The sequence below is a fragment of the Spongisporangium articulatum genome, from assembly GCF_044465595.1.
Taxonomy (GTDB): domain Bacteria; phylum Actinomycetota; class Actinomycetes; order Actinomycetales; family Kineosporiaceae; genus Spongisporangium; species Spongisporangium articulatum.
The window spans coordinates 333,631-356,791 of sequence record NZ_JBITLV010000006.1; the positions used below are offsets into that span (position 1 = coordinate 333,631).

Annotated in this window: 21 protein-coding genes; 6 read left to right on the plus strand and 15 right to left on the minus strand. The window is 70.8% G+C overall.

Going from position 1 to position 23,161, the window contains the following annotated elements; all coding sequences use genetic code 11:
- Positions 1 to 17: 17 nt before the first annotated feature.
- Positions 18 to 1,148: a DUF3866 family protein gene (locus tag ACIB24_RS18755; protein WP_398283470.1), complete on the plus strand. Its 1,131-nt coding sequence runs from the start codon at positions 18 to 20 to the stop codon at positions 1,146 to 1,148.
- Here ACIB24_RS18755 and ACIB24_RS18760 read toward each other — a convergent pair.
- From ACIB24_RS18760 to dop, 8 genes are all read right to left on the minus strand, one after another.
- The gene (locus ACIB24_RS18760; protein ID WP_398283472.1) at positions 1,121 to 2,284 is read right to left on the minus strand and encodes an acyltransferase family protein; all 1,164 of its coding nucleotides are present in this window, start codon (positions 2,282 to 2,284) and stop codon (positions 1,121 to 1,123) included. The genes ACIB24_RS18755 and ACIB24_RS18760 overlap by 28 nt on opposite strands.
- 95 nt (positions 2,285 to 2,379) lie before the next feature.
- Positions 2,380 to 2,760, minus strand: coding sequence for an FKBP-type peptidyl-prolyl cis-trans isomerase (locus ACIB24_RS18765; protein WP_398283474.1), 381 nt, complete (start codon positions 2,758 to 2,760; stop codon positions 2,380 to 2,382).
- Positions 2,761 to 2,797: 37 nt separating this feature from the next.
- On the minus strand, positions 2,798 to 3,757 hold the full coding sequence (locus ACIB24_RS18770) for an FKBP-type peptidyl-prolyl cis-trans isomerase (protein WP_398283476.1): 960 nt from the start codon (positions 3,755 to 3,757) through the stop codon (positions 2,798 to 2,800).
- A gap of 34 nt (positions 3,758 to 3,791) precedes the next feature.
- Entirely contained in the window at positions 3,792 to 5,153 is a 1,362-nt protein-coding gene (gene pafA / locus ACIB24_RS18775) for a Pup--protein ligase (RefSeq protein WP_398283478.1), read from the minus strand.
- Positions 5,154 to 5,219: 66 nt separating this feature from the next.
- A complete protein-coding gene (gene prcA, locus ACIB24_RS18780) occupies positions 5,220 to 6,083 on the minus strand; it encodes a proteasome subunit alpha (protein WP_398283480.1) in 864 nt (287 codons plus the stop codon).
- On the minus strand, positions 6,080 to 6,916 hold the full coding sequence (gene prcB / locus ACIB24_RS18785; protein ID WP_398283482.1) for a proteasome subunit beta: 837 nt from the start codon (positions 6,914 to 6,916) through the stop codon (positions 6,080 to 6,082). The genes prcA and prcB overlap by 4 nt, the downstream gene beginning before the upstream one ends.
- Complete coding sequence (locus ACIB24_RS18790; RefSeq protein ID WP_398283484.1) at positions 6,913 to 7,110, minus strand: ubiquitin-like protein Pup; 198 nt, start codon at positions 7,108 to 7,110, stop codon at positions 6,913 to 6,915. The genes prcB and ACIB24_RS18790 overlap by 4 nt, the downstream gene beginning before the upstream one ends.
- Before the next feature lie 84 nt (positions 7,111 to 7,194).
- A complete protein-coding gene (dop, locus tag ACIB24_RS18795; RefSeq protein WP_398283486.1) occupies positions 7,195 to 8,715 on the minus strand; it encodes a depupylase/deamidase Dop in 1,521 nt (506 codons plus the stop codon).
- Positions 8,716 to 8,772: 57 nt separating this feature from the next.
- On the opposite strand from dop, the gene ACIB24_RS18800 reads away from it, so the two are divergent.
- Complete coding sequence (locus tag ACIB24_RS18800; RefSeq protein ID WP_398283488.1) at positions 8,773 to 9,303, plus strand: DUF3054 domain-containing protein; 531 nt, start codon at positions 8,773 to 8,775, stop codon at positions 9,301 to 9,303.
- A gap of 55 nt (positions 9,304 to 9,358) precedes the next feature.
- On the opposite strand, the gene ACIB24_RS18805 is transcribed toward ACIB24_RS18800, so the two are convergent.
- The 6 genes from ACIB24_RS18805 to ACIB24_RS18830 all read right to left on the minus strand — a co-directional run bounded on the left by ACIB24_RS18805 (position 9,359) and on the right by ACIB24_RS18830 (position 16,892).
- Positions 9,359 to 10,108: an aspartate/glutamate racemase family protein gene (locus ACIB24_RS18805; RefSeq protein WP_398283490.1), complete on the minus strand. Its 750-nt coding sequence runs from the start codon at positions 10,106 to 10,108 to the stop codon at positions 9,359 to 9,361.
- Positions 10,109 to 10,110: 2 nt separating this feature from the next.
- Positions 10,111 to 11,655: an NCS1 family nucleobase:cation symporter-1 gene (locus ACIB24_RS18810; protein ID WP_398283492.1), complete on the minus strand. Its 1,545-nt coding sequence runs from the start codon at positions 11,653 to 11,655 to the stop codon at positions 10,111 to 10,113.
- A 179-nt stretch (positions 11,656 to 11,834) separates the two neighbouring features.
- Positions 11,835 to 12,518, minus strand: coding sequence for a GntR family transcriptional regulator (locus ACIB24_RS18815; protein WP_398283494.1), 684 nt, complete (start codon positions 12,516 to 12,518; stop codon positions 11,835 to 11,837).
- Positions 12,519 to 12,568: 50 nt separating this feature from the next.
- Complete coding sequence (gene arc, locus ACIB24_RS18820; protein ID WP_398283496.1) at positions 12,569 to 14,359, minus strand: proteasome ATPase; 1,791 nt, start codon at positions 14,357 to 14,359, stop codon at positions 12,569 to 12,571.
- A gap of 255 nt (positions 14,360 to 14,614) precedes the next feature.
- Positions 14,615 to 15,694 carry a tRNA (adenine-N1)-methyltransferase gene (locus ACIB24_RS18825; protein ID WP_398283627.1) on the minus strand — a complete coding sequence of 360 codons (1,080 nt, stop codon included), beginning with the start codon at positions 15,692 to 15,694 and terminating at the stop codon, positions 14,615 to 14,617.
- A 37-nt stretch (positions 15,695 to 15,731) separates the two neighbouring features.
- Positions 15,732 to 16,892, minus strand: coding sequence for a M50 family metallopeptidase (locus ACIB24_RS18830; protein WP_398283498.1), 1,161 nt, complete (start codon positions 16,890 to 16,892; stop codon positions 15,732 to 15,734).
- 212 nt (positions 16,893 to 17,104) lie between these two features.
- Between ACIB24_RS18830 and ACIB24_RS18835 the strand changes: the two genes are divergently transcribed.
- The 3 genes from ACIB24_RS18835 to ACIB24_RS18845 all read left to right on the plus strand — a co-directional run bounded on the left by ACIB24_RS18835 (position 17,105) and on the right by ACIB24_RS18845 (position 21,327).
- Positions 17,105 to 17,851, plus strand: a complete 747-nt coding sequence (locus tag ACIB24_RS18835; protein ID WP_398283500.1) for an ABC transporter ATP-binding protein — start codon at positions 17,105 to 17,107, stop codon at positions 17,849 to 17,851.
- A 6-nt stretch (positions 17,852 to 17,857) separates the two neighbouring features.
- Positions 17,858 to 20,386 (plus strand): ABC transporter permease, encoded by a 2,529-nt coding sequence (locus ACIB24_RS18840; RefSeq protein ID WP_398283502.1) that lies wholly within the window; start codon positions 17,858 to 17,860, stop codon positions 20,384 to 20,386.
- A gap of 161 nt (positions 20,387 to 20,547) precedes the next feature.
- Positions 20,548 to 21,327: a MerR family transcriptional regulator gene (locus tag ACIB24_RS18845; protein WP_398283504.1), complete on the plus strand. Its 780-nt coding sequence runs from the start codon at positions 20,548 to 20,550 to the stop codon at positions 21,325 to 21,327.
- Positions 21,328 to 21,345: 18 nt separating this feature from the next.
- Here the strand turns inward: ACIB24_RS18845 and ACIB24_RS18850 are convergent, their stop codons facing one another.
- The gene (locus ACIB24_RS18850) at positions 21,346 to 21,810 is read right to left on the minus strand and encodes a hypothetical protein (protein ID WP_398283506.1); all 465 of its coding nucleotides are present in this window, start codon (positions 21,808 to 21,810) and stop codon (positions 21,346 to 21,348) included.
- Positions 21,811 to 21,934: 124 nt separating this feature from the next.
- Between ACIB24_RS18850 and ACIB24_RS18855 the strand changes: the two genes are divergently transcribed.
- Complete coding sequence (locus tag ACIB24_RS18855) at positions 21,935 to 23,137, plus strand: alkane 1-monooxygenase (protein ID WP_398283508.1); 1,203 nt, start codon at positions 21,935 to 21,937, stop codon at positions 23,135 to 23,137.
- Positions 23,138 to 23,161 lie beyond the last annotated feature (24 nt).

The following is a 23,161-nucleotide window of genomic DNA, read 5'->3' on the forward strand; positions in this document are numbered from 1 at the left end:
CCAGGTAGCCTCGCCGCGTGATCCAGTGGCGCGAGGCGCGGGTACGTTCCCTCGGCCGGGAGTGGCAGGTCGGGCCGGGCTCCGCGCTCGAGCTCGAGGTGGATCTGCTCGGACCGCACGGCGGCGGTTCGGCGCGCGCCCTCGCCTATCCGGGGCTGGTGGGTCGCCCGGAGCCCGGCGACCGCGTGCTGCTGAACACCACGGCCCTGGAACGCGGACTCGGGACGGGCGGCTACGCGCTCGTGATCGCCGTCCCCGACCGGCTCCCGCAGGCCGGCCCGACCGGCCCCGGACACCTGGTGAAGGCCCGGTACACGCCGCAGCAGGCCATGGTGCTGGGGGTCGACGAGCAGGAGTCGCCGCACCACGACGTGCTGGCCGGCGCCGACGACCTCGACGGCCTGCCGGTGGTGGTCGCCGACCTGCACAGCGCCGTACCGGCCGTCGTGGCCGGGATGCGCGCCGTCCGCCCCAACGCCCGCGTCGCCTACGTGTACACGGACGGCGGCGCCCTGCCGGCCTGGTTCTCCCGCACGGTCGCCGGGCTGCGCGCGGCCGGCTGGCTGGACTCGTGCCTCACGGCCGGCCAGGCGTACGGCGGCGACCTGGAGGCGGTCAGTCTGCACAGCGCGCTGCTGGCGGCCCGGCACGTGGTCGGCGCCGACCTGGCGATCGTCGCGCAGGGCCCGGGAAACCTGGGAAGCGGTACGCGGTGGGGGTTCTCGGGAGTCGCGGCGGGCGACGCGATCAACGCCGTCGCGGCCCTGAACGGCCGCCCGGTGGCCTCGCTACGGGTCAGCGGCGCCGACCCCCGCGAGCGGCACCGCGGCATCTCGCACCACTCGCTCACCGCCTACGGGCGGGTCGCGCTGGCCCCGGCGGACGTCGTCCTGCCCGAGCTGGCCGGGCACGCAGGCCTCGCCGAACTGGCCCGGCTGACGGAGGCGCAGGTCACGCAGCTGGTCGCCCCGCAGGGGCGGCACACCCTGGTCAGAGTGCCGGTCACCGGCCTCGCCACGGCCCTGGCGGCTTCACCGGTCGGCCTGTCGACCATGGGCCGGGGGCTGGACGACGACCCGGCCGCCTTCCTGGCGGTCGCCGCGGCCGGCGTCCACGCCGCCTACCTTCTCGCCGGGGCCGGGACGTAGGTCTCGCCCGGGGCGCGCGGGACCGGCAGGCGGGCCGGAGCCGCCGCCCGGTGTCGCGCCGCGCTCACCCGGGCCGGCCGTCGGAACGACACGTCCCGCAACCGGAGCGCGGGCGCCTCGACGTAGTGCCAGGACAGCCAGGCCAGGGCCGCGGTCACCCCGACCCCGGCCACGACGAACACGAGCGCCCCGGCGCCGCTGAGCCCGGCGACGGCGAGGACCTGGAAGACCGGCCAGTGGTAGACGTACACGCCGTAGGACAGGTCACCGGTCGACCCCCGGGGCCCGGCGCGGCGCAGCGTCGCGGCCGCCAGCACGAGGTAGGCGAGCGCCGGCCCCGCGACCGGGCGGTAGTCGCTCGTCAGCGCCAGGCCGCCCAGCGCCAGCAGGACGGCGAACAGCACCAGGGCCGGACGCACCGGGATCCGGTCGCCGAACCGGTGCCCGCAGGCCCCGAGCAGGAACATCAGCAGGAGGGCGGCAGCCTGGTCGTGCCCGACCGCCACGCCGACGAGCGGCAGAGCGGTCACAGTCCAGGCGAGCGCCAGGCCTGCGAGCAGCGGCCAGCGCCGCCGCCGTCCCAGGAAGGCCACGACACCCAGCACCAGATAGCAGCCGGCCTCGTAGAACAACGTCCACAACGAGCCGTTGAGCACGCCCGGGTACGGGACGTCGACCGGCAGCGCGGTCACGCCCCACTGCCGGATCAGGAGCCCGGCGTTGCGGACCAGGTACGCCCAGGACGAGTCGTCGCCGGTGAACACCGACGTCGCCGAGCGGCCCCGGAGGACGGCGAGGAGCGGGGCCACGACGAGCGCCGTCAACGCCAGGCAGACCCAGAACCCGGGCAGGATCCGCAATGCCCGGTGCCAGGCGTAACGCCCCAGGCCGGGGTTGCGGCTCAGACTGCGACAGAGCAGGAACCCGGACAGGACGAAGAAGCCGTCGACCGCCAGCCCGCCGACGTCCCGGCCGAGCAGCTCGAACGACCCACCGAAGCCGAGCACGGCCGCGTGCGCGAAGCAGACGAGCACCGCCAGGGTCAGCCGCAGGCCTACGAGGGTGCTGCGGGCCGCCTCGAAGCGGGACGACAGCGTGGACGGGGTGCTCGGTGTGGTGCCCGGGGCCGCATGCATCGTCGACCAGCCTGCCCGCCCGGGGCTGACGCGCGGCTGAGCCGACCTGAGTGTCACCTGAGTCGGCCCGGTCTCAGCGACCGGACCGACCCGGGTCAGCGGGCGTCGACCAGGTCGACGACGAAGATCAGGGTCTCGTTCGGGCCGATCGCCGACCCCGCGCCGCGGGCGCCGTAACCCAGGTGCGGCGGGATGACCAGCTTGCGGCGGCCGCCGATCTTCATGCCGGTGATGCCCTGGTCCCAGCCGGGGATGACCTGGCCGACGCCGAGCCGGAACGACAGCGGCTGACCGCGGTTCCAGGAGGCGTCGAACTCCTCACCGGTCGAGAACGCGACGCCGACGTAGTGCGCGGTCACGGTCTGGCCCGGGGTGGCCTCGCCGCCGTCCCCCTCGATCTCGTCGACGACGACCAGCTCGGCGGGCGGCTCGCCCTCCGGGAAGTCGATCTCGGGGCGGGTGCGCTCGGAACTCACGGGCGGTTCTCCTTAGAAGCGGGTAGGAGCGGGTAGGTCAGCTCGCGGCGTCGAGGATGTCGACGACGAAGACCAGCGTGTCGGTGCCCTTGATCTGGAGCTCCGGCTGTCCGGTGGCGCCGAATCCCTTGTCGGGCGGGACGACGACGAGCACCTGGCTGCCGACCGTCTGCCCGACCAGGCTGGCGTCGAAACCGGCGATCAGCTTGCCCTCGCCGACCACGTAGGTGAGCGCGGCGTCGTCCTTCTTCCACGAGTCGTAGAAGACCCTACCCGTCCCCCACACGACGCCCACGTTCTTGACGAAGATGGACTGGCCCTTCTTGACCGGCGCGCCCCGACCCTTGATCAGGACCTGGGTGACCAGCTTGGTGGGGGCCTTCTTGCCCTTCGGGATGGTGACCGTGGGGGCGCCGTCCTTGGCCAGCTTCACGGTCGGCAGCCCCGACTTGGGCTTCACCGCGTCGCCGGTGGCCCGTGACAGCACCGAGTGGGTGCCCTCGACGTCGATGACGAACACCAGGGTGTCCTTGGAGCCGATCCCGACCGAGGGCTGCCCCCCGACGCCGTAGGCGTCCTTGGGCGGGACGGCGATCAGCACCCGGGAGCCGACCGGCACCCCCGACAGGGCCGAGATCCAGCCCGCGAGCGCGCTCGGACGCTTCAGCAGGAACTGGTTGCGGTCGCTGCGCCCGAAGGAGGTGTCGAACTCGACCCCGTCGGCGCCGTTGACGCCCACGTAGTCGACCTTCACCCGCTGGCCGGGGGCCACGAGGGCGCCCTTGCCCTGGCTGATCACCCGGCGCTCGGTCTTCTCGACCTGGAACGGGGCCGGCACCGTGACCGCGGGTCGCTCACCGACCTTGCCGGAGACCTGCACGGCGTCGAGGTCCGTGGTCACCTTGTCCGCCCCGGCGTCGGCGGTGCAGCCGGCCAGCAGGGTGGCGGCGACCAGAGCGCTCAGCAGGGCGAACAGCGAGCGGTTACGGGGTAGCACGCGCGCCACCCTAACGTGCACGCCTGGGAGCGCCTCACATGCTCTGGATGAGCCGTTCCACCCGCTCGTCGACGGCCCGGAACGGGTCCTTGCACAGGACCGTGCGCTGGGCCTGGTCGTTCAGCTTCAGGTGCACCCAGTCGACCGTGAAGTCCCGGCGTCGCTCCTGGGCCCGCCGGACGAAGTCGCCCCGCAGCTTGGCCCGGGTGGTCTGCGGCGGCACGGACGTCGCCTGGAACACCTCGATGTCGGCCGCGACCCGCTCGACCAGACCGCGGTTGGCCAGCAGGTAGTGCAGGCCGCGCTTGCGGTGGATGTCGTGGTAGGCGAGGTCGATCCGGGCGATCCGCGGCGAGCTCAGGGACAACCCGTGCTTGGCCCGGTAGCGCTCGATCAGCCGGTACTTGATCGCCCAGTCGATCTCCCGGTCGATCAGGCTCAGGTCGCCGGTGCCGACCGCGCGCAGGCCCCGCTCCCACAGGTCGAGGACCCGCTTGATGACGTCGGTGTGCAGGCCGCGCGAGTCGACGAAGTCCTTGGCGCGGTCGAGGTACTCCTGCTGGATCTCCAACGCGCTCGCCTCGCGGCCGTTGGCCAGGCGCACCTTGCGCCGCCCGGTCAGGTCGTGGCTGATCTCGCGGATGGCCCGGATCGGGTTCTCCAGCGTGTGGTCGCGCATCACGACGCCGGCCTCGATCATGCGCAGCACCAGGTCGGTGGCGCCGACCTTCAGCATGGTCGTGGTCTCGGACATGTTCGAGTCGCCGACGATGACGTGCAGCCGGCGGTAGCGCTCGGCGTCGGCGTGCGGTTCGTCGCGGGTGTTGATGATCGGGCGGGAGCGCGTCGTCGCGCTCGAGACGCCCTCCCAGATGTGGTCGGCCCGCTGGGACAGGCAGAACACGGCCCCGCGCGGGGTCTGCAGCACCTTCCCCGCGCCCACCACGACCTGGCGGGTGACCAGGAACGGGATCAGCACGTCGGACATCCGGCCGAACTCGCCGTGCCGCGACACCAGGTAGTTCTCGTGGCAGCCGTAGGAGTTGCCGGCGCTGTCGGTGTTGTTCTTGAACAGGAAGACGTCGCCCGCGATGCCCTCCTCGTGCAGCCGGCGCTCGGCATCCACCAGCAGGCCCTCGAGGATGCGCTCACCGGCCCGGTCGTGGACGACCAGCTGGCGCACGTCGTCGCACTCGGGGGTGGCGTACTCGGGGTGGCTGCCGACGTCCAGGTACAGGCGGGCGCCGTTGCGCAGGAAGACGTTGCTGGACCGGCCCCAGGACACGACCTTGCGGAACAGGTAGCGCGCGACCTCGTCGGGCGACAGCTTGCGCTGCCCCTCGAAGGCACACGTCACGCCATATTCCGTCTCCAGCCCGAAAATTCGGCGATCCATCCACTTACTGTAAGTGGACGGCTGCCCGATGGCACCTCCCCCAGCGGTACCCATTTCGCGCTCGCCCTAGCCTTCGGTGCCCGGGTGCCCGGGCTCCTGCTCGGGCTCCTGGGACGCCGGGTCGCCGGGCCCCGGGGCGGGCTGCGGGTCGACGGGCTGGTGGTCGACGCCGGTGAGGGTGTCGTGCCGGCCCGGGACCGTCTCGTCGGACGACGGAGCGTCCTGCGTCGGGTCGCTCTCGGTCAGCAGCGCCTCCAACAACGGCCCGACCAGGCGCCGGAACGCGCGCCGCGGCCGGTTCCGGTCGAGGATGGCCACCTCGAGCTGGTTGGCCTCGAGGGTGCGGGGGTCGCCGCCGTTCGGGTCGCGGGACAGCACCTCGACCGCCAGCCGCAGCGCCGCGGACAGCGACAGCCCCGCCGTCCACCGCTCCTGCAGCGCGGAGGTGATCTGGTCGGCCTGCCCGCCCATCGCGACGAAACCCTGCTCGTCGGCGACGGACCCGTCGTAGGTGAGCCGGTAGATCTGGTCGCCCTCGGGCGTCGTGCCGACCTCGGCGACGACGAGCTCGACCTCCATCGGCTTCGACTCCTGGGTGAACATCGCCCCCAGCTGCTGCGCGTAGGCGTTGGCCAGCCCGCGCGCCGTGACGTCGGCCCGGTCGTAGGAGTACCCGCGCAGGTCGGCGTAGCGGACGCCGGCCACCCGCAGGCTCTCGAACTCGTTGTACTTGCCGGCCGCGGCGAACCCGATGCGGTCGTAGATCTCGCTGATCTTGTGCAGGGCCCGCGAGTGGTTCTCCGCGACGAACGCGATGCCGTTGTCGTAGGCCAGGACGACGACCGGGCGGCCGCGCGCGATGTTGCGCCGGGCGTAGTCGGCCCGGTCCTTCATCTGCTGCTCGGGCGGGACGTAGAACGGCATGCTCATGCGGACTCACCCCCGCCCGTGCCGAGGCCCAGTCTGGACACCACGGCGGCGAGGTCGCCGTCCGGGATGCGGGCGTAGCCCTCGGCGGTGACGGTGGCCACGACGGGGTAGATGCCGCGCCCGGCGTCCGGACCGCCGGTGGCCGAGTCGTCGTCGGCGGCGTCGTAGAGCGCCTCGACGGCCACGTCGATCGCGCCCGCCGCGTCGAGGCCGGGGCGCCAGCGCTTCTTCAGCGACCCGCGCGCGAAGATCGACCCGGAGCCGACGCTGTGGTGCTGGTGCTCCTCGTAGCGCCCACCCGTCACGTCGTAGCTGAAGATGCGCCCGACGCCGCGCTCGAGGTCGTAACCCGCGAAGAGCGGGACGACGGCCAGGCCCTGCATGGCCATTCCCAGGTTGCCGCGCAGCATGCTCGACAGCTTGTTGGCCTTGCCCTCCAGCGACAGCAGCGTGCCCTCGATCTTCTCGTAGTGCTCGAGCTCGACCTGGAACAGCTTGACCAGCTCGATCGCCAGGCCCGCGGTGCCCGCGATGCCGACGGCCGAGTAGTCGTCGGCGGGGAACACCTTCTCGATCTCCCGGTGGGCGATCATGCTGCCCATCGTGGCGCGGCGGTCGCCCGCGAGGATCGCGCCGCCCTCGAACGTGACGGCGACGATCGTCGTCCCGTGCGGGACCGCCGGCACCGGGCCGGGCGGCAACATCGAACCGGAGACGCCGTGCTGCCCGCCGGGCAGCAGGTGGGCGGCGTGGGTGGTCAGGAAGTCGGTGAAGGACGACGTGCCGGGCGCCAGGAACTCGGAGGGCAGCCGGCCGGACGGGTTGGAGCTCACTGGCCACCCTTCTGGACGAAGCCCTTCACGAACTCCTCGGCGTTGTTCTCCAGCACCTCGTCGATCTCGTCGAGAATCGCGTCCACGTCCTCGTCGACCGTGCTCGACTGCGCGGCGGGGGCGGCGGCGGGCGGCGGGGCGTCGTCGGGCTCTTCCTCGTGGCGCGTGGTCCGCTGCTGTTCCTGACCGGCCATGGCCGCCTCCCTCTGTCTGGTGCTGCTGACTAGATCCTGACCCCTGGACCGGCTCCCGTCCAGCGACCAATCGTGACGATTGGATCAACGCGCTGTGATCGCGTCGACCAGATCCGCGGCCGTCGGCGAGTTGTTCAGCAGGGTCTCCACGTGCTCCTTGGTGCCCCGCCAGGGGTCGAGCGTGGGGACCCGCTGCAGCGCCCCGCGCCCGGGGATGTCGAAGATCACCGAGTCCCACGAGGCGGCGGCCACGTGCTCGCCGTAGCGGGACAGGCAGCGGCCCCGGAAGTAGGCCCGGGTGTCGGTGGGCGGTTCGTGGACCGCGGCCGAGATCTCCTCGTCGGTCAGGAGCCGCTCGACCTGACCACGCTGCTCGAGCCGGTGGTACAACCCCTTCTCCGGCCGCACGTCGGCCCACTGCAGGTCGATCAGCTGCAGCCGGGCAGCGTCCCAGGACAGCTGCTCGCGGTCCCGGAAACCTTCCAGCAGGCGGAGTTTCGCGACCCAGTCGATCTCCCGGGCGAGCAGCATCGGGTCCTGCTCGAGCCGGGTGAGCACCGACTCCCAGCGGCGCACGACCTCGGCCGTGCCGTCGTCCACGTCGGTCCCGTACCGGTCGGCCAGGAAGGCGTTCACCTGCTCCAGGTACATCCACTGCAACTGCAGCGCCGTGACGTCGCGCCCGTCGCGCAACCGCAGGGTGTGCTTCAGCGACGGGTCGTGGCTGACCTCGTGCAGCGCGTTCACGGGCTGCTCGACGGACAGGTCCGTGGTGAACCCGCCCTCCTCGATCAGCTCGAGAACCAGCGCTGTGGTGCCCATTTTCAGGAATCCGGCGACCTCGCACAGGTTCGCGTCGCCGATGATCACGTGCAGCCGGCGGTACCGGTCGGCGCTCGCGTGCGGCTCGTCGCGGGTGTTGATGATCGGCCGCTTGAGGGTGGTCTCGAGGCCGACCTCGACCTCGAAGAAGTCGGCCCGCTGGCTGACCTGGAACCCGACGCCGGAGCCGTCCTGGTTGGTGCCGACCCGCCCCGCCCCGCAGATCACCTGACGGGTGACGAAGAACGGGGTGAGGTACCGGACGACGTCCGCGAACGGGGTCTCCCGGCGCATCAGGTAGTTCTCGTGGGTGCCGTAGGAGGCGCCCTTGTTGTCGGTGTTGTTCTTGTAGAGGTTCACCGTGCCGAGGCCGGGGTTGGTCGCGATCCGCCGGGCCGCCTCGAGCATCACGCGCTCCCCCGCCTTGTCCCACAGGACGGCGTCGCGCGCGTTGGTCACCTCCGGCGAGGAGTACTCGGGGTGGGCGTGGTCGACGTACAGCCGCGCGCCGTTGGTCAGGATGACGTTGGCCAGGCCCGGGTCCTCGGGCGCGTCGGTCAGCTGGCTGGGGTGGGCGCCGTCCCGGCTGATCTCCCAGCCCCGCGCGTCACGCAGCGGCGCCTCGTCCTCGTAGTCCCACCTGGCCCGGCCGGCCCGGCTGCCGAGCGGGGCCGCGTAGGCGTTGACCACCTGGCTGGACATCATCATCGCGTTGGCCGCGGGGTCACCGGGCGCGGAAACCCCGTACTCCGTCTCGATCCCCATCACGCGCCGTGCCGTCATGCTCCTACCCTACGAGGCGCAGGTTTCGACGCGCTGCGAGGCGGCTATCCACCTATCGTGAGTGCTCAGCAGTCGCGACCCGGCGGAGTGTTGCTCGTGGACCACCACCGACATCGACAGCGGTTCAACTCGTACTCGGCCCTGGCCTGCTTCGGCGCCGACGCGGCCGTCGTCCTCCTGTTCGTGGCCCTCGGCCGGTACAGCCACGACGAGCGGCTCTCCCCCGGCGGCATGCTCGAGACCGGCTGGCCCTTCGCCGTCGGGCTGCTCGGCGGCTACGTGGCCGTCGTCTTCACCCGCTGGCCGGCGGTCTCGCTCGGCGCCGGGCTGATCTCCTCGGTCAAGCTGGTGATCGTGGCGATGGTGCTGCGGTACGGCATCGCGCGGGACGACGTCCCCCTTGCCTTCGTGGTGACCAGCACCGTGTTCCTCGTCGGGGCGATGGTCGGGTGGCGCGCGCTGGCCCTGCGCCAGGCCAACGGTGACTGGCCCACCCACCTGCGCACCGGCGTCCGGCAGCGCTCCAAGATCACCGCCTCGGTGCAGAGAATCCGAGCGAGACTCGGGATCAGCGCACCGAGACGGTGATCTTGAAGGGCTCACCAGGGGCCCGCCCTCGGGGAAGCCGGGATGGGGAAGGGCCTCAGAACCGGACGGGATCGCCGGGGAGTTCGAAGCCGGACAGCAGGCCGGTGTACGGCTTGCCCGGAGGCCTGGCGAACTCCCCCGTCGAGGCTCCACGCAAGCCCATCCGGGCCAGGGCCTCGACCATGACCACGGCGGCCGAGACACCGTCCACGACGGGCACCCCCACCGCGTCACTGATCCGAGCGCACAGGTCAGCCATTCCGGCGCAGCCCAGAACGATCGCATCGCACCCGTCGGAAAGCATTGCCGCCCGGCAGCTCTCGACGATGGTAGCGAAGGCGTCGGGGTCCGTCTCGAGCTCGAGTACCGGGATCTCGCAGGCGTGCACCCCGAGGCACACGCGTTCGAACCCGTAGGACAGGGCCAGGTCATGGGCTCGGCCGACGGTGCGCCCCAACGTCGTGACGACGCTGAAACCACGCCCCAGCATCGAGGCGGCGTGCATGGCCGCCTGCGCGATCCCGAGAACGGGTGCGGTGGCCAGCTCGCGGGCGGCGTCCAGTCCCGGGTCGCCGAAACAGGCGACGACGTAGCCGGCCACTCCCGCCCGTTCCCCCGCCTGGATCTCGGCGAGCAGGCCGGGAACGCTCAACGCCTCGTCGTAGTGGCTCTCGATGGATGCCGGGCCCATCGGGTTGCTCACCACCTCGAGCCGGGTGCCCGGGCCGGCGACGGCCCGGGCACTCCGCTCGATCGTGGCGGTCATCGACGCAGTGGTGTTCGGGTTGATGACCTTGAGGAGCATCGTCAGGCCTCGGTGGCCTCGGCCGTCGCCCCGACCTTCAGCGCCTCCTGCGTGGCCGAACCCTTCCGGGTGGCCAGGAGGTAGTACAGGCCGAAGCCGACGCCACAGCCGATGAACCAGCTCCAGTTGCTGATCCACTCCACGTGGTGGACGTTCGGCGGCACCAGCACCGAGGCGATCGAGATCGCCCCGGCGACGGCCGTGGCCCAGACGGCGTCGGGATTGAATCCGCCCTTGTACCAGTAGGCCCCGGCCTCGGACGTGGTGAAGAGGTCGTCGACGATGATCTTCTGGTCCCGGACGCGGTAGTAGTCGGCGATCAGCACCCCGAACAGCGGGCCGATGAGGGCCCCCAGGATGCTCAACGAGTACATGATCGCCTTCGGGTCGTCGTACCAGTTCCACGGCGTGAGCAGGACCGACCCGACGGCGGCGATCATGCCGCCGGCCCGCCAGCTGATCCGCTGCGGGTCGACGTTGGAGAAGTCGAACGCGGGCGAGATGAAGTTGGCCACGATGTTGATGCCGACCGTGGCGATGGCGAAGGTCAGAGCACCGAGCACGATGGCGAACGTGTTGTCGATCTTCGACACGGTCTCGACCGGGTCGGTGATGAGCTCGCCGAACACGGGGACGGTGGCCGAGGCGGTCAGGACCGTCAGGAGCGAGAAGAGCACGAAGTTGACCGGCAGGCCGAGGAAGTTGCCCTTCTTGACGGCGTCGAAACTCTTTCCGTAGCGGGAGAAGTCGCCGAAGTTGAGCATCGGCCCCGAGAAGTAGGAGACGACGACCGCGATCGCCGTCAGCATGGTCGTGAACACGTGGTAGCCCGTGAGCTGCTCCTCCGAGAGGTTCAGGCCGATGTGCCAGTCGGACTTGTAGAGCAGGTAGCCGCACAGGATGAACATGACGACGTAGACCGCCGGCCCGGCGAAGTCGATGAACTTCCGGATGGTGTCCATGCCGCGCCAGAAGAGCAGCGCCTGCAGCACCCAGAGCACCGCGTAGGTGCCCCAGCCGACCGTCGAGAGGCCGAGGAAGCCGTGCTCCGACGCGGTCGCCCAGTCAGCCAGACCGGGCCAGAACCGCAGCAGCACGATGTCGAGCGAGCCCGCCGCGAGGAAGGTCTGGACGCCGTACCAAGCGATGGCGATCGACCCACGGATGATCGCCGCGATGTTGGCGCCGTACACGCCGAACGGCGCCCGCGACACCACGGGATACGGGACTCCCGCCACCTGGCTGGGTTTCGCCACCAGGTTGCAGAAGAACTGGACGATCACGATGCCGACGATCAGGGCGATGAAGACCTGCCAGCTCGTCAGGCCGAGCGCGAACAGGCTGCCCGCGGTCAGGTAACCACCGACGCTGTGCACGTCGGACATCCAGAACGCGAAGATGTTGTAGGAACCCCATTTCTGCTCGGCGAGCGGGGCAAGGTCCTCGTTGGTGAGACGCGGGTCGTAGGTGTCCTTGATGACGCTGAGGCCCGCGGCGTGCGGGCCCTCCACCGCCACGGGGGCAGGCGTGACCACCTCTTCGGACATGACGAAACTCCTTATACGACAAGGGAAAGCGCGAGGTCAGAGAACGGCGGCTACCCGGGATGACGCCGCAGGAGTGCTCACTCAAAGGTAGGAAACTCCTGTTGCGTCCCGATATCGCGACGCATATATCCGCTACGGCACGCGTAACCCACGCGCAATGCACTGACGAACGGGGAGAGTCAGTCGACCAGCAGCCCGGCGTCGTCCGGCAGCCGCCCGATGACCCCTTCGAGCCGCTTGTGGTGCACGGCCGCGCAGTCGACCAGACGCTCGGCGTCCCCGCTCGCGAACGCCGCGAGCATCTCGGCGTGGTCCTCATGCAGCAGACGCCGGTCCTCGCCCGAGACGTACCGCATGGGCTGGAACGGTTCCGTCACGTTCCAGGCCGCCTCGAACATCCGCATCAGCCGCCGCATCCGGCACGGCCCGATCAACGCCAGGTGGAAGGCCCGGCTGTGCACGTGGTACGCCCGCGGGTCGGCCACAGCGATCGCCTCGGAGAGGGCACTGTGTGCTGCGGAGGCCACCCCTACATCGTCCGGGGTGGCCTCGAGGACCGCCGCTCTCAGGGCGGCACCCTCCAGAACACCCCGCACCACGTAGATCTCGCGCAGCTCGGCGCGGGTCAGCTGGGCGACGACGTAGCCGATGTTGGGCCGGTGCTGGACCAGGTTCTCGCCGACCAGCGTCTTGAGCGCCTCCCGGACCGGGATCGGGCTGACCCCCAGCAGCTGCGCGAGGTCGGTGACGGGGATCGGCGTCCCGGGCGGCGCCCCGCCGTCCAGGATGACCCGGCGCAGCTCCTCCAGTACGGCCGCGGGCGACCCGAGCCGGGGCCCCGCGGCGAGGCGGTCCAGCAGCACCGAACGGTGCCGCGGTGACCGCACCACTGCGTGGGCCCCGGTCTCGTCGCTTACAGGTACTGGCCGGTGTTGGCGACCGTGTCGATCGTCCGCCCCGGCTCGGTGCCCTGCTTGCCCTGGATGATCGTGCGGATGTAGACGATCCGCTCGCCCTTCTTGCCGCTGATCCGCGCCCAGTCGTCGGGGTTGGTCGTGTTCGGCAGGTCCTCGTTCTCCTTGAACTCGTCCACGCAGGCGGTGATCAGGTGGTCGAGCCGGATGCCCTTCTGGTTCAGGGTCAGCCAGTCCTTGATCGCAGCCTTCTTGGCCCGGTCGACGATGTTCTGGATCATCGCGCCCGAGTTGAAGTCCTTGAAGTAGAGGATCTCCTTGTCGCCGTTGGCGTACGTGACCTCGAGGAACTGGTTCTCCTCGGTCTCCGAGTACATCCGCTCGACGGTCCGCTGGATCATCTCCGTCACCGTGACCGACTTGGACCCGCCGTTGGCCGCGACGTCGTCCTCGTGCAACGGCAGGTCGTCGGTCAGGTACTTGGCGAAGATGTCCTTGGCCGACTCGGCGTCGGGCCGCTGGATCTTGATCTTCACGTCGAGCCGGCCTGGGCGCAGGATGGCCGGGTCGATCATGTCCTCACGGTTCGAGGCGCCGATCACGATGACGTTCTCGAGCCGTTCCACACCGTCGATCTCCGACAGCAACTGCGGCACGATCGTCGTCTCGACGTCGCTGGAGACCCCGGAACCGCGGGTGCGGAACAGCGAGTCCATCTCGTCGAAGAAGACCACCACGGGCGTGCCCTCGGACGCCTTCTCGCGGGCCCGGGCGAAGATCAGCCGGATGTGCCGCTCGGTCTCGCCGACGTACTTGTTGAGCAGCTCCGGGCCCTTGATGTTCAGGAAGTAGCTCTTGCTGTCCTTCACACCACGCAGTTCGGCGGCCTTCTGAGCCAGCGAGCGGGCCACGGCCTTGGCGATCAGCGTCTTGCCGCAGCCGGGCGGACCGTAGAGCAGGATGCCCTTCGGCGGCTTCAGCCCGTGCTCCTGGAACAGGTCGGGGTGCAGGAACGGCAGCTCGACGGCGTCGCGGATCTGGTCGATCTGCGGGCCCAGGCCACCGATGTCGGTGTACTGGATGTCGGGCACCTCCTCGAGGACGAGCTCCTCGACCTCGGCCCGGGGCACCTTCTCGTAGACGAAGCCGGTCCGCGGGTCCATCGTCAGCGCGTCGCCGACCCGGATCGGCTTGCCGCTGCCGTCCCCGGCGCGCAGGGCCTCGCCCAGGTGGACGACGCGCTCCTCGTCGGTGCGCCCGACGACCAGGGCGCGCTCGCCGTCCTCCAGGATCTCCTTCAGGACGACGATCTCGCCGACCTTCTCGTAGGCGCGGGTGCCGACGACGTTGAAGGCCTCGTTGAGCATGACCTCCTGGCCGACCTTCAGGTCGTCCACGGTGATCGAGGGGCTCACGGACACCCGCATCTTGCGGCCCGAGCTGATCACCTCGACGGTGCCCTCCTCGGCGCCGCCGAGGAAGACGCCGAAGGTGTTCGGCGGCTGGGCCAGCCGGTCGACCTCGGCCTTGAGCTGGATGATCTGCTCACGCGCGTCGCGCAGGGTGCCCGCGAGGCGCTCGTTCTGGGTGCTGAGCTGGGAGACCTGGGCCCGCAGGCGTTCGATCTCGTCCGACATGCCACCCGGGCCGCGGACGCTGCGCAGCCGGGACACCTCGTCCTGCAGCCGCGCGATCTCGCGGCGCAGGGCCACCTCGTCCAGCCGGCCCGGCTCCTCGAACCGGCTGCCGTCGCCGTACCTGTCGTCGTGACTGTCGTCGTGAGAAGTCATGGCGGTCACCTCCAGGGCGGCCCAGATGGGCAGGGTCGCTGTCCCGACACTAACTCGACACCCGCCGGTTGTCCCCGATGGGTGCTTCATTGCACGCGCGAGATGTATCTCTCCCCCGCGACCGGCCGGCCTCCACGACGGCAGGTACCCAGAAGCAATGCCCGGTAGGCGTTTACGTCACTCTCCCGACACCTTGCATCACCTTGGGTGGTGCAATAGTCACTTGCTGGCATCTAACAGGGCAAGGGGGTTCCGTCATTCCGTAGCCTGACCTGCGACGTTCTGGGCGCCTGCACCGGGTGCCATTCCCGACGCGGCGCCGGACGAGACCTGACGGCGCACCTGCCGGACCTTCTTCTCGGACACCGGCCGCTCCCCCAGATCGTCCTCGGACCACACCTCGGGCGTGTCGCCCTCCCCACCCGCCCAGCTGCCCCAGGCGTCGGCCACACCCGGTTCGCCCTCGGCGGAGGACTTGGCCGGGCGGCGGCGGCGCTGCGGCGGGGCCACGCCGTCGGCCAGCCGACGACTGGTGACCAGGAACCCGGTGTGCCCGACCATCCGGTGCTGCGGGCGGACGGCGAGACCCTCCAGGTGCCAGCCGCGCACCATCGACTCCCAGGCCTGGGGCTCCGTGAACCGGCCGTCGTCGCGCAACGCCTCGGCCACACGGGACAGCTGTGTAGCGGTCGCGACATAACAGATCACCACGCCGCCGGCGGCCAGCGCACCGGCCACGGCGTCGAGGCACTCCCAGGGCGCGAGCATGTCCAGCACGACCCGGTCGACGGACCCGTCGCGCTCCTCGATGTCCACCGCCAGGTCGCCGACGGTCACCTTCCAAGCCGGGTGCGGGGCACCGAAGAACGCCTCGATGTTGCCGCGGGCGATGTCGGCGAAGTCGGCCCGCCGCTCGTAGGAGTGCACGCTCCCGGCGTCCCCGACGGCCCGCAGCAGCGACATGGTCAGGGCTCCCGACCCGACGCCGGCCTCGATCACCCGCGCGCCGGGGAAGACGTCGGCCATGGCGATCACCTGGCCCGCGTCCTTCGGGTAGACCACGGCGGCGCCGCGCGGCATCGACAGCACGTAGTCGGCGAGCAGGGGGCGCAGCGCCAGGTAGTCGACGCCCGCGGTGTTGCGCACCACCCAGCCCTCCGGCCGCCCGATCAGCTCGTCGTGCCCGAACCGCCCGCGATGGGTGTGGAACTCCTTGCCGGGCTGCAGCGTGATGGTGTGCATCCGGCCCTTGGGATCGGTCAGCTGGACCTGGTCACCGATCTTGAAGGGGCCGCGCCGGTGGTCCGATCCGGTGGGTCCGACGGGGGTGCTCATACCGCTGCTCATACCGCTGCTCACGGCCGTGAGTCTGTCAGGTGGGCTCCGCGACGAAGCGCGCGACGTCGTCCCACTCCAGAACGCCGACCACGCGCTCGGCACCGTCCAGGACCGCGTAGCGGGGGGCGGGCACCGACTGCAGCCGGGCGATGAAAGCCGCGCCGGTCTCCCGGACGTCGAGCACCGCGCCCTCGACCAGGGCCTCGGCGACGGCCGCCGCACGCACCTGCTCGGCCTGCGCGGGCGGCACCTGGCCGGCCGCGCGCTCGTCGACCACGGCCGTCGGCCGGCCGTAGACGTCGAGCAGGACGACGGCGCGCGCCTGGTCGCGGGCCACGGCCAGCAGGGCGTCGGCCACGCTCGCGCCGGACGGTACGGAGACGGCGGGCCGCAGCAGCGTCCCCGGGTCGGCCCGCGCCGCCCGGCGTAACCAGGCGACACCGGCCAGGGCGGCGCCCGCCCCCTGCGCCAGCATCCCGGCGATCAGCAGCAGCCACACCGCGGACGGCAGCCGCAGCCGGTCGGCCAGGAGACCCCCGACGGCGACCACGGCCACGGTCAGCGCCACCCCCCGGCCCGCCCAGCCCGCCACGGTCGCGGCCCGCAACCGGTCGCCCGTGAGCCGCCAGACGAGGGCCTCGAGCACGCGCCCGCCGTCCAACGGAGCCCCCGGCAGCGCGTTGAACAGGGCCACGACGAGGTTCGCGTAGGCGGTGGCCACCAGCAGCAGGCGGGACACGTCACCGCGCTCGGTGGCCGCCACGAAGGGCCGGACGGCGAGCGCCAGCACCAGGTTGGCCACCGGGCCGGCCGCCGCCACCAGCGCAGCCCGCGCCGGGGTGCTGGAGTCCCGGGCGAAGGCGGTGTGCCCACCCCACAGGTCGAGCACGATGTGCGTGGCCGGGGTGCCGGTGAGCCGGGCCACGACCGCGTGCGCGAGTTCGTGCACGAGGACCGACAGCAGGAGCAGGACGGCGAAGGTCAGCGCCACCGCGTAGGCGCCGCCGGCCAGGCCGGTCGAGTTCCGCACCAGGGGCGCGAACAGCACGGTGATCACGAGCGCGACCAGGAGCCAGGACGGTTTCAGGTAGACCGGGACGCCGAGGAGCCGGCCGACGCGCACACCCTCACCCTGCTGGTGGGCGGGCGGCTGCGGGGTCGGCTCGGCCGGCCGCAGGAGCGGATCATCGGACATCAGGGCCGATGTTAAGGGTCGGCCCGTAGGCCCGTAATGGCCTTGCCCCCCGAGCCGGATTTGGAAAGGGTTTCAGGGTCGCCTCAGGGACACCCCGGAGGCGACGGCGGAACGACAACTGCTAGCGTCAACCCGCGGTTGACGCTAGTTGACCGTGGTGTCGGACGGCGGGGAGCAGACCCCGCCGAAGGTGAGGGGCGGAAGTGGCTGCGGTGGCAACGGACGTGATCGCCCAGGCGATCGACCTGCGCAAGATCTACGGGGAGGGCGACGCGCAGGTGCGGGCCCTCGACGGTGTGAGCGTCGACTTCGGCCGCGGTCAGATGACCGCGATCATGGGCCCCTCCGGGTCCGGCAAGTCGACCCTGATGCACTGCATGGCGGCCCTCGACAAGCCGACCTCGGGCGAGGTCGTGATCGACGGGACGACGGTCACCGGCCTGCGGGACAAGCCGCTGACGAAGCTGCGCCGCGACCGCGTCGGCTTCATCTTCCAGTCCTTCAACCTGGTCCCCACCCTGACGGCCGGGGAGAACATCACGCTGCCGCTGGACATCGCGGGCCGCAAGCCCGACCCGGACTGGTACGACCTGGTCATCGACACGGTCGGCCTACGAGACCGGTTGCGGCACAAGCCGAACGAGCTGTCCGGTGGGCAGCAGCAGCGGGTGGCCTGCGCCCGGGCCCTGGTCAGCAAGCCGGCCATCGTGTTCGCCGACGAGCCGACCGGCAACCTCGACTCCTCGGCCAGCGCGGGCATCCTGGAGTTCCTGCAGAAGTCGGTCCGCGAGTTCGACCAGTCGATCGTCATCGTCACGCACGACCCGATCGCGGCGGGCTACGCCGACCGCGTGCTCTTCCTGGCCGACGGCCGGATCGTCGACGAGATGCACGAGCCGACGGCCGACAAGGTGCTCGACCGGATGCGCGGCTTCGACGGCTCCGCCCGCCGGAGCTGATCGACGATGCTCAGGGTCACCCTGCGCGGCATCCGCGCCCACCTCGTCCGGTTCCTGCTCACCGCGTTCGCCGTCACCCTCGGCGTGGCGCTGGTGGCCGGCACCTTCGTCCTCACGGACAGCATCAACCAGACCTTCGACAAGCTCATCGACCAGGGCACCGAGGGCGTCGACGTCACCGTGCGCGGCCAGGAGGGAGCGGCCGGCAACGCCGGCGGTTCGTTCGACGCCGTGCGCCAGGGTTTGCCGCTCAGCCTGCAGTCCCGACTGGCGGCGCTGCCCGGCGTCCAGCGCGTCTCCCCCGACCTTCAGGGTTCCGCGGTCCTGGTCGGCAAGGACGGAACGCCGGTCCGCAACGGCGGCGCGCCCACGCTCGGCTTCCCCTTCACCGCCGACGACCCGGTCGTGCACATCGTCGAGGGCCGCGGGCCCGTCAACCGCACCGAGGTCGCCGTCGAGAAGACGACCCTGGAGAAGTCCGGTCTCCAGGTCGGCGACTCCACCCGCGCCCTCCTGGGCGGCACCCCGGGCCCGGTGAAGATCGTCGGCGAGGCCCAGTTCGACGCCGCCCTCGCCGGCGCCACGATGGTCCTCGTCGACCCGGCCACGGCCCGGGCCGAATGGGCGGCCGACGGCACCACGCCGTCGTTCTCCCTCACCGCGGCGGAAGGCGTCAGCGCCCAGCAGCTCAAGGCGACGGTGCTGAACGCCCACATTCCCGGTGCCGAGGTCGTGACGAGCGCGCAGGTGCGGGAGGAGACCCGCGACGCCATCCACAAGGCGCTGGGCTTCATCACCTACTTCCTGCTCATCTTCGCCCTGGTCAGCCTTCTGGTCGGCGCGTTCATCATCGCCAACACGTTCTCCATGCTCGTGGCCCAGCGCACGCGTGAACTGGCCCTGCTACGGGCCGTCGGCGCCTCCCGCGGCCAGGTGCTGCGGGTCGTGCTCGGCGAGGCCGTGGTGCTCGGGCTGTTCGGATCGGCGCTCGGGCTCGGCCTGGGCATCCTGCTGGGCCAGGGGCTGCAGGCTCTCTTCGCCACCCAGGGCCTCCAGACCGACGGCGCCCCGGTGCTGCCCCGCACGGTGATCGTCAGCGTGCTCGTCGGTGTGCTCGTGACCGTGCTGTCGGCCGTGCTGCCCGGGCTGCGGGCCTCAAGGGTCGCGCCGGTGGCGGCCCTGCGCGACGACGTCGCCGTGCCCGTGGGCGGCGTCCGGCGCCGCGGCATCATCGGCGGGGTCGTCCTCGTCGTCGCCCTGGCCCTCGCCGTGCCCGCCGTGCTGGCCGACCCGGTGAAGTGGCCGCTCGTCGGGCTGGGGGCTGCGCTGCTGGTGATCGGCTCTCTGGTGGCCGCCCCGGTGACCACGCGACCCATCGTGCGGATCATCGCGTGGCCCTTCACGGTACGTGGCGTGGTCGGCAAGCTGGCCCGGGAGAACGCGTTGCGCAACCCGCGGCGCACCGCCACCACGGCCAGCGCGCTGATGATCGGCCTGGCGCTGATGGGCGGGGTGTCGGTACTCGCGGCCTCGACCAAGGCCAGCGTGTCCGACCTGGTCTCCAGCCAACTCAAGGCCGACTACGTCCTCAACGGTGGGAACTCGATCTTCCCGCCCACGGTCGGCACGGCCGTGGCCGAACTGCCGGACGTGGCCCAGGTGGCGAACATCGGGTTCGTCACCAGCAAGATCGACGGCAAGGGGGCCTCGGCCATTGCCGCCGACCCGGCCAGTCTGCTGGCGACGGTGAAGATGGACGTCACCTCCGGCACCCTGGCGGCCGATTCGGCGCGCGACATCTTCGTGTCCAAATCGGCTGCACGGGATCGCGATTGGCGCGTGGGCCAGACCGTCAGCGGTGACATCGGCAGCCTCAACGGCCAGAAGCTGACGATCAAGGGCGTCTTCGCCGACAGTCAGGTGCTCAACGGCCCCCAGGTCATCTTCACCCGGGCGTTGTACCTGAAGGCCGTCCCGCAGTCGATGCAGGGTGACTACCTGCTGTACGTGAAGGCCAAGGACGGGGTCGACCCCGCCGCCCTGCGGACCGAACTGGTGGACGCCGTGAAGCCGTTCATCGTCGTCTCCGTCCAGGACGCGGACGAGTTCACCAGCTCCCAGGCCGACCAGGTCAACCAGATCCTGGGCATCCTGTACGGCCTGCTGGCCCTGAGCGTCATCATCGCGATCCTGGGCATCGTGAACACGTTGGCCCTGTCGGTGTTCGAACGGACCCGGGAGATCGGTCTGCTGCGGGCCGTCGGCCTCAACCGGCCCCAGCTACGCCGGATGATCACGGTCGAGTCGATCAGCACCGCGGTCTTCGGCGCCGTCCTGGGACTCGCTCTCGGTCTGACCTTCGGCCTGCTGGTCCAGCACGGGCTGCGCACGCAGGGGCTGGAGTCCCTGGCGATCCCGTGGGGCACCTTGATCGGCGTACTGATCGCCGCGGCCGTCGCCGGCGTCGTGGCGGCGATCCTGCCGGCCTGGCGGGCCGTGCGGCTCGACGTCCTGCGAGCCATCACGACGGAGTAGGTCAGCAGCGGGTCTGAGCGACATCCCCGTGGGGGTCACCGGATCGTGAGCCTTCGGTCACGACCGGGTGGCCTCCGCGGGGGTCGGCCGGGCTAGGCTGAGGCCTGCTTGAGTCGTCACCGACTGACCACGGTGGCGGCCGGGGCCGAAGGAGGGTCGTGGTGGACGACGCCCGGTACCGGGTCGAGGAGCTGGCACGCGAGACGGACATCAGCGTCCGGAACATCCGCGAGTACCAGGACCGTGGCCTCCTACCGCCTCCCGAGCGTGACGGCCGGGTGGCCATCTACACCGACGAGCACGCCGTCCGGCTGCGCCTGATCGACCGCCTCCTGCGCCGCGGCTACACCCTCGCCGTGATCAAGGACCTCCTCGAGGCCTTCGCCCAGGGCCGCGACCTGCACGACGTCCTCGGGCTGGAGGAGGTCGTCAGCCGCCCCTGGACGGAGGAGACCCCCACCCGGATGACCCTGCTGGAGCTGCGCCGCCTCTTCGGCTGGCAGCTCACCCCGGCGATCATCCGCCGCTGCGTGCGGCTCAACATCCTCGAACCGCACGGCCTGCGCGCCTTCATCGTGCCGAGCCCGGGGCTGATCCGGGCCGGGTCCGACCTGGTCAAGGCCGGCATCCCGCTGCGGACCGTGATCGACGTGATCGAGCACGTGCAGGAAGAGTTCGACCTGCCGGCCGAGCGCCTCGTCCAGATGGTGTTCTCGCACGTCATCCCCGCCGACATCGAGGGCGGGCTGCCGGTCGGTGAGGAACTGCGTCAGCTCAGCGACATCATCGCCACGCTGCGGCCGCACGCGCAGGCCGCTGCGCACGCCCTGTTCGCGCAGTCCCTGACCCGGGCCGTGAACACGGCGTTCGAGCAGGTCACGACCCGGGCCGTGGGTCAGGAGCAGAAGGACGCGCAGCTCGAGGGCGACACGATCGCCTGACGCGCCCGCCCGACGAGGTCAGTGCTTGGGGCGCTCCGACGTGCCGACCGTCTTCTCGTCGCCGGCGACTTCGTGCCCGGTGTCCATGGTGGTCTTGACGGCCTGCCCGACCCGCTGGTCCTCCCAGACCCGTTCGTCGGGCTGCCAGAAGCGCATGACGAACGACAGCAGCGGGATCAGCGCGATGGCCACCCAGTAGTTCCAGACCCCCAGGTCCTGCTGCCACTGCCAGTCCACCAGCGTGTAGGTCAGCAGGATGACGGCCATCGTGAGGATGCCCAGGAACATGATGGCCCCGAACCAGGTCGGGGACGCCGGGCGCACCTGGGCGTGGAGGTAGCGCACGCCGGGTGGATGCTCCTCCACCACCGGCTCCGGGGTGTGGGCCCCGGCGTACTTCGCGTGGTCCTCCATGCCGGCCGCCGAGGCCCGCCCGTGCGGGTCGTCCTCGTGGGCGTCGGTCAGTCGCGCGTCGGTCGCCATCGGCCTCGCTCCTGGTATCTCTCGGATCTGTTGTCCGGGTCACACCGCTGGTGTACCGTCCAGATCGTTCCATCAAGCGGTGGAATCGTCCAGAGCAAAGCATCGCAGAGGCGAGGAGGCCCTGATGAGCGCCGCTGCCGGATTCCTGTCCGACGCCCGTGCCCGCGCGTGGCGTGACACCAAGCGTTTCATGTGGCCGTCGGCCCTGTTCGTGCCGGTCCTCCCCTACGTGGGTTACGGCATCGCCAGTCACTCGGGCCGCGGGATCTTCTGGTACCTGACGCCGGCCATCGTGTTCATCCTCATCCCGGTCATCGACGGCTTCGTCGGGGACGACGGCGGCAACCCGCCCGAGGAGCTCGTGGCGGCACTGCAGGAGGACCGCTACTACCGCTGGATGACGTTCCTCTACCTGCCGCTGCAGTACGGCGGGCTGGTGCTCGGCACCTGGGTCTTCGTGCAGCCCGAGACCACCTGGTTCGCGCGGGTGGGGATCATCCTGTCCTGCGGCACGGTCAGCGGCATCGCCATCAACACCGCCCACGAACTCGGCCACAAGCGCGAGGACCTGGAGCGCTGGCTGTCCAAGATCGCGCTGGCCGCCTCCTGGTACGGCCACTTCTACGTCGAGCACAACCGCGGCCACCACGTCCGCGTCGCCACCGTCGAGGACCCGGCCAGCGCCCGCATGGGCGAGAGCTTCTACGCCTTCTGGCCCCGCACCGTGTGGGGCAGCCTCCGCTCCGCCGTCAGCCTCGAGTGGAAGCGGTTCCGGCTGCGCGGGCGTAACCCCTGGACGATCAAGAACGACGTCCTCAACGCCTGGCTGATGAGCCTCGTGCTCTACGCCGTCCTCGTCGGCTTCTTCGGCCCCCTGGCCCTGGTCTTCCTCATCCCCCAGTCCATCATCGGGTTCTCCCTGCTGGAGGTCGTCAACTACCTCGAGCACTACGGCCTGCTGCGCAAGAAGAACGAGGCCGGCCGCTACGAGAAGGTCAACCCGCTGCACAGCTGGAACAGCAACCGGCTGGCCACCAACCTGTTCCTCTACGAACTGCAGCGCCACAGCGACCACCACGCCAACCCCACCCGCCGCTACCAGGTGCTGCGCCACTTCGACGAGAGCCCGCAGCTGCCGGCCGGTTATGCTCGGATGATCGTGTTCGCCCTGGTGCCGCCGCTGTGGTTCCACAGCATCAACCCGCTCGTCGTCCAGCACTACGGCGGCGACCTGACGCAGGCGAACATCCACCCGCGCAAGCGGGACAAGATCCTGGCCCGCTACGCAACGGCGGGCCCGGTGGCCGGTTCAGGCTCAGCAGCCTGAACCGGTCGGCCTCCGGAAGGGAGA

What these genes read in the sequence shown, in the direction of transcription:
- ACIB24_RS18760 (WP_398283472.1), bottom strand. Translation starts at nt 2,284, where the DNA reads ATGCATGCGGCCCCGGGCACCACACCGAGCACCCCGTCCACGCTGTCG.
- pafA (WP_398283478.1), bottom strand. Translation starts at nt 5,153, where the DNA reads ATGGATCGCCGAATTTTCGGGCTGGAGACGGAATATGGCGTGACGTGT.
- prcA (WP_398283480.1), bottom strand. Translation starts at nt 6,083, where the DNA reads ATGAGCATGCCGTTCTACGTCCCGCCCGAGCAGCAGATGAAGGACCGG.
- ACIB24_RS18790 (WP_398283484.1), bottom strand. Translation starts at nt 7,110, where the DNA reads ATGGCCGGTCAGGAACAGCAGCGGACCACGCGCCACGAGGAAGAGCCC.
- dop (WP_398283486.1), bottom strand. Translation starts at nt 8,715, where the DNA reads ATGACGGCACGGCGCGTGATGGGGATCGAGACGGAGTACGGGGTTTCC.
- ACIB24_RS18805 (WP_398283490.1), bottom strand. Translation starts at nt 10,108, where the DNA reads ATGCTCCTCAAGGTCATCAACCCGAACACCACTGCGTCGATGACCGCC.
- ACIB24_RS18810 (WP_398283492.1), bottom strand. Translation starts at nt 11,655, where the DNA reads ATGTCCGAAGAGGTGGTCACGCCTGCCCCCGTGGCGGTGGAGGGCCCG.
- arc (WP_398283496.1), bottom strand. Translation starts at nt 14,359, where the DNA reads ATGACTTCTCACGACGACAGTCACGACGACAGGTACGGCGACGGCAGC.
- ACIB24_RS18825 (WP_398283627.1), bottom strand. Translation starts at nt 15,694, where the DNA reads ATGAGCACCCCCGTCGGACCCACCGGATCGGACCACCGGCGCGGCCCC.
- ACIB24_RS18830 (WP_398283498.1), bottom strand. Translation starts at nt 16,892, where the DNA reads ATGTCCGATGATCCGCTCCTGCGGCCGGCCGAGCCGACCCCGCAGCCG.
- ACIB24_RS18840 (WP_398283502.1), top strand. Translation starts at nt 17,858, where the DNA reads ATGCTCAGGGTCACCCTGCGCGGCATCCGCGCCCACCTCGTCCGGTTC.
- ACIB24_RS18850 (WP_398283506.1), bottom strand. Translation starts at nt 21,810, where the DNA reads ATGGCGACCGACGCGCGACTGACCGACGCCCACGAGGACGACCCGCAC.
- ACIB24_RS18855 (WP_398283508.1), top strand. Translation starts at nt 21,935, where the DNA reads ATGAGCGCCGCTGCCGGATTCCTGTCCGACGCCCGTGCCCGCGCGTGG.